Below are 4,221 nucleotides of genomic sequence, written 5' to 3'. Positions count from 1 at the left end.
GGCCCCGGGACGGGTCGGGGGGAAGTCTGTGCCGTCCGTGGTGCTCAGGGCCGGCGTGTGGTCCGGGTTCAGCCGTACGACGATGTGGCGGCGCCAGTGGGCGTCGTCGCGCCCGGGGTGGTCCTCGCGCCAGTGGCAGCCGCGGGTCTCCCGGCGCAGCCGGGCGGCGGCGACCAGGACGCGGGCCACGCACAGCAGATTGGTGGTCTCCCAGGTGTCGACACCGGGTTCGGGGATCTTGCCGTTCCCCTCCAGGGCCTCGCAGGCCTCGGTGTGCAGCCGCTCGAGCCGGTCGGCGGCCGTGGCCAGGGAGGCGGCGGAGCGCAGGACGCCCGCGCCCTCGGTCATGATCCGCTGGATCGTGAACCGGGCCTCGGCGGGGAGCAGGGGGTGCGCCGGCCTCTCGGGGTGCGCGACGGGCCGCGGCACGCGCGCGGCAAGGCCGCCGTCCGCCCGCTCCCGCGCGATGTCGGCGGCGATGCGCTCGGCGTAGACCAGACCCTCCAGCAGGGAGTTGGAGGCGAGCCGGTTGGCGCCGTGCACACCGGTGCAGGCCACCTCGCCGCACGCGTACAGGCCGGGCACGGTCGTCCGGCCGCGGGAGTCCGTGCGCACGCCCCCGGAGGCGTAGTGGGCGGCCGGGGCGATCGGGACGGGCTCGGTGACCGGGTCGATGCCGTGGGCGCGGCAGGCGGCCAGGATGGTCGGGAAGCGCTGCTCCCACATCCGCGCGCCGAAGTGCCGGGCGTCGAGGAACATGTGGGCGGCGTCCTGCTCCCGCATCCGCCGCATGATGCCCTTGGCGACGATGTCCCGGGGCGCGAGTTCGGCCAGTTCGTGCTGCCCCACCATGAAGCGCACGCCGTCGCCGTCGACCAGGTGGGCGCCCTCGCCGCGCACCGCCTCGGAGACCAGCGGCTGCTGGCCCTCGGCGTCGGCGCCGAGGAACAGCGCGGTGGGGTGGAACTGCACGAACTCCAGGTCGGAGACCTCCGCCCCCGCGCGCAGGGCGAGTGCCACGCCGTCGCCCGTGGACACCGACGGGTTGGTGGTCACGGAGAAGACCTGGCCCATGCCGCCGGTGGCCAGGACCACGGCGGGCGCGTGCACGGCGCCCACGCCGTCGTGCTGGCCCTCGCCCATGACGTGCAGGGTCACGCCCGCGGCACGGCCGTCGGCGTCCGTGAGCAGGTCCAGGACGAGCGCGTTCTCGATGGTGCGCACGCCGCGTGCGCGCACCGCCTCGACGAGCGCCCGGGAGATCTCCGCGCCCGTCGCGTCGCCGCCCGCGTGGGCGATGCGGCGGCGGTGGTGGCCGCCCTCGCGGGTGAGCTGGATGCCGCCCTCCTCGTCGGTGTCGAAGTGCGCACCGGTCGAGATCAGCCGCCGTACGGCGTCGGGGCCCTCGGTGACCAGGAGCCGTACCGCCTCCTCGTCGCACAGTCCCGCGCCCGCCACCAGGGTGTCGTCCAGGTGCTGCTCGGGGGTGTCCCCCTCGCCGAGGGCCGCCGCGATGCCGCCCTGGGCCCAGCGGGTGGAGCCGTCGTCGAGACGGGCCTTGGTCACCACGACCGTCGTCAGACCGGCGTCCTCGCAGCGCAGCGCGGCGGTCAGACCGGCCACCCCGGAACCGACGACCACGACGTCCGCGGTGATGGACCACCCGGGCGCGGGTGCGTGCAGTCGTATGCCTGTGCTGGTCACGAGGAGGCTCCGAGGGTTCCGAAGGTGAGGGGGATGTTGTCGATCAGCCGGGTCGTCCCGACCCGGGCGGCGACGGCGAGGATCGCCTCGCCGGTGAAGTCGTCGTCGATCTCGGTGAAGTCGGACGGGTCGACGAGGGCCAGGTAGTCGAGTTCGAGCGGCGGGTCGAAACGTGCGGCCTCGTCCAGGACCAGCTGGGCGGCGGCGCGGACGGCGGAGGCCGCGCCGGGGGACGCCTTGGCGACGGCGGCGGCGTCGGCGGCGGCACGGGACTCCCCGAGCGCGCTGAGGGCCTCGGCACGCGCGGGTGTGCAGGGCACCTCGCGGGCCCGCGCCCGCAGCGCCTCCTGGGCGGCGTGCCGGTCCCGGCCCGCGAACAGGGCCCGGGAGAGCGCCAGGGCGGTGCGCCGCTCCCGCGGGGAGAGATAGCGGTTGCGGCTGGACAGGGCCAGGCCGTCCTCCTCGCGCACGGTCGGCACGGCGACGATCTCCACGCCGAAGTTCAGATCGCGCACCATGCGGCGGATCAGGGCGAGCTGCTGGGCGTCCTTCTGGCCGTACAGGGCCACGTCGGGACGGGTGAGGTGCAGCAGCTTGGCGACCACGGTGAGCATCCCGTCGAAGTGCCCGGGGCGCGAGGCCCCCTCCAGTCGCTCGCCCATGGGGCCGGCGCTGATCCGGACCTGGGGCTCGCCGCCCGGGTAGACCTCCTCCACGGACGGCGCGAACACGACGTCGGCGCCCGCCTGCTCGGCGACCTTCAGGTCGGCCTCCAGCGTGCGCGGATAGCGGTCGAGGTCCTCGCCCGGACCGAACTGCAGCGGGTTGACGAAGACGGTGACGATCACGAAGCCCTGGTCGCCGACATGGGTGCGGGCCGTGCGGATCAGGGTGGCGTGGCCCTCGTGCAGGGCGCCCATGGTCATGACGACGGCGGTGCGTCCGGAGCCCGTGTGGTGGGCGCGGACGCGCTCCAGCTCGTCCGCCGTGGAGGCGAGTTCGAACGTGCGACGGCTCATCGGTCTTCCCCGTTCTCGGGTACGCCGGCACCGCCGGCGAGTACTCCCAGCAGGTCCTCGGCGAGCTCGGGCTTGAGCAGGCCGTGGGCGAGCGCGCGGTCGGCGGTGGCGCGGGCCATGGCCAGATAGCCGGCGACGGTCTGCGGGGCGTGCCGGCGCAGTTCGGCGACGTGGGCGGCGACCGTGCCGGCGTCCCCGCGCGCGACGGGGCCGGTCAGGGCCGCGTCGCCCGAGCGCAGGGCGTTGTCCAGGGCGGCGCCGAGCAGGGGGCCGAGCATCCGGTCGGGGGCCTCGACACCGGCGCAACGCAGCAGCTCCATGGACTGGGCGACCAGGGTCACCAGGTGGTTGGCGCCCAGGGCGAGCGCCGCGTGGTACAGCGGGCGCATCTCCTCGGCGATCCACTCCGGTTCGCCGCCCATCTCGATGACCAGGGCCTCGGCGGCTGTTCGCAGCTCCTCGGGCGCGGTGACGCCGAAGGAGCAGCCGGCCAGCCGCTGCACGTCGACGGGGGTGCCGGTGAAGGTCATCGCCGGGTGCAGGGCCAGCGGCAGCGCGCCCGCGCGCAGGGCGGGGTCGAGCACTTTCGTGCCGTACCGGCCGGAGGTGTGCACCAGGAGCTGTCCGGGGCGCACCGCGCCGGTCTCGGCCAGGCCCGCGACCAGTCCGGGCAGGGTGTCGTCGGGGACGGTCAGCAGCACCAGGTCGGCCCGGCGCAGCACCTCGGCGGGCTGCACCAGGGGCACGCCGGGGAGCATCTGCTCGGCGCGCCGCCGGGAGGCGTCGGAGATCCCGGACACGGCCACCGGGCGGTGCCCGGCGAGCTGGAGGGACGCGGCGAGCGCGGGGCCCACCCGGCCGGCTCCCACGACGCCGACGGTGAGCCGCGCGGGGCGGTCCCTGGTGTCCGGTTGTTGATGTGTACTCACGCGACGGCGCCTTCCGTTCCAGTCCGCTAGGGGTACCGGACGATTTCTCGTCATGTTAACGCGATCGGTTCCGGGGACGTTCGTCCGTCCACAGGCTGTGGGTTTCCCCGCGAACCCGGCGGGAAATCCGGGCCTCCGCCGCGGCGCCCCCGGTGATCCGCGATGATCCTGGACATGACCGATGGGGCGGAGCGGAACGGCGGGCAGGAGGAGCGCCTCCTGCAGGAGGAGCGCCTCCTGAACGAGAGGGCCGAGGAGGCCGAGGGGTCCGGGGGACGCGAGGAGCGGCGCAGGCGGCTGCACGCACGGCGTGCACAGGCGCACCGGACCGCGGGCCGGGTGCTCGCCCGCCCCGGCTTCCTGGGGACGCTCCGGGAGCGGCTGGCGCTGCTGGAGCGGGCGGAGGAGGTCCACGACCTCGACGAGCCGTCGGACAGGTACGGCGACGGGGTCGTCGAGGCCCTGGAGCGGAAGGTCGCCCGTCTGCTCGGCAAGGAGGCCGCCGTCTTCTTCCCGACCGGCACGATGGCCCAGCAGCGCAGGGCGATCTGCTGGGCCATCGTGCCGGT

Annotated in this window: 3 protein-coding genes and 1 pseudogene; 1 reads left to right on the top strand and 3 read right to left on the bottom strand. The window is 75.1% G+C overall.

The window, feature by feature from the left end; translation table 11 throughout:
- The 3 genes from CCN35_RS25125 to CCN35_RS25115 all read right to left on the bottom strand — a co-directional run.
- On the bottom strand, positions 1-1,704 hold a 1,704-nt coding region (locus tag CCN35_RS25125), incomplete at its 3' end, for an L-aspartate oxidase (RefSeq protein ID WP_086794437.1).
- Complete coding sequence (gene panC / locus CCN35_RS25120; protein WP_086794436.1) at positions 1,701-2,723, bottom strand: pantoate--beta-alanine ligase; 1,023 nt, start codon at positions 2,721-2,723, stop codon at positions 1,701-1,703. The genes panC and CCN35_RS25125, both read right to left, overlap by 4 nt.
- Positions 2,720-3,652 carry a Rossmann-like and DUF2520 domain-containing protein gene (locus CCN35_RS25115; protein WP_086794435.1) on the bottom strand — a complete coding sequence of 311 codons (933 nt, stop codon included), beginning with the start codon at positions 3,650-3,652 and terminating at the stop codon, positions 2,720-2,722. Before CCN35_RS25115 ends, panC begins: the two co-directional genes overlap by 4 nt.
- Before the next feature lie 174 nt (positions 3,653-3,826).
- Between CCN35_RS25115 and CCN35_RS25110 the strand changes: the two are divergent.
- Positions 3,827-4,221: pseudogene (locus CCN35_RS25110) on the top strand (threonine aldolase); the annotation flags it as partial.

This window comes from Streptomyces thermovulgaris, from assembly GCF_002155915.1.
GTDB classification, from domain to species: Bacteria; Actinomycetota; Actinomycetes; order Streptomycetales; family Streptomycetaceae; genus Streptomyces; species Streptomyces thermovulgaris.
Note: the sequence above shows the minus strand (reverse complement) of the source record. Positions and strands in the feature narration are given on the sequence as shown.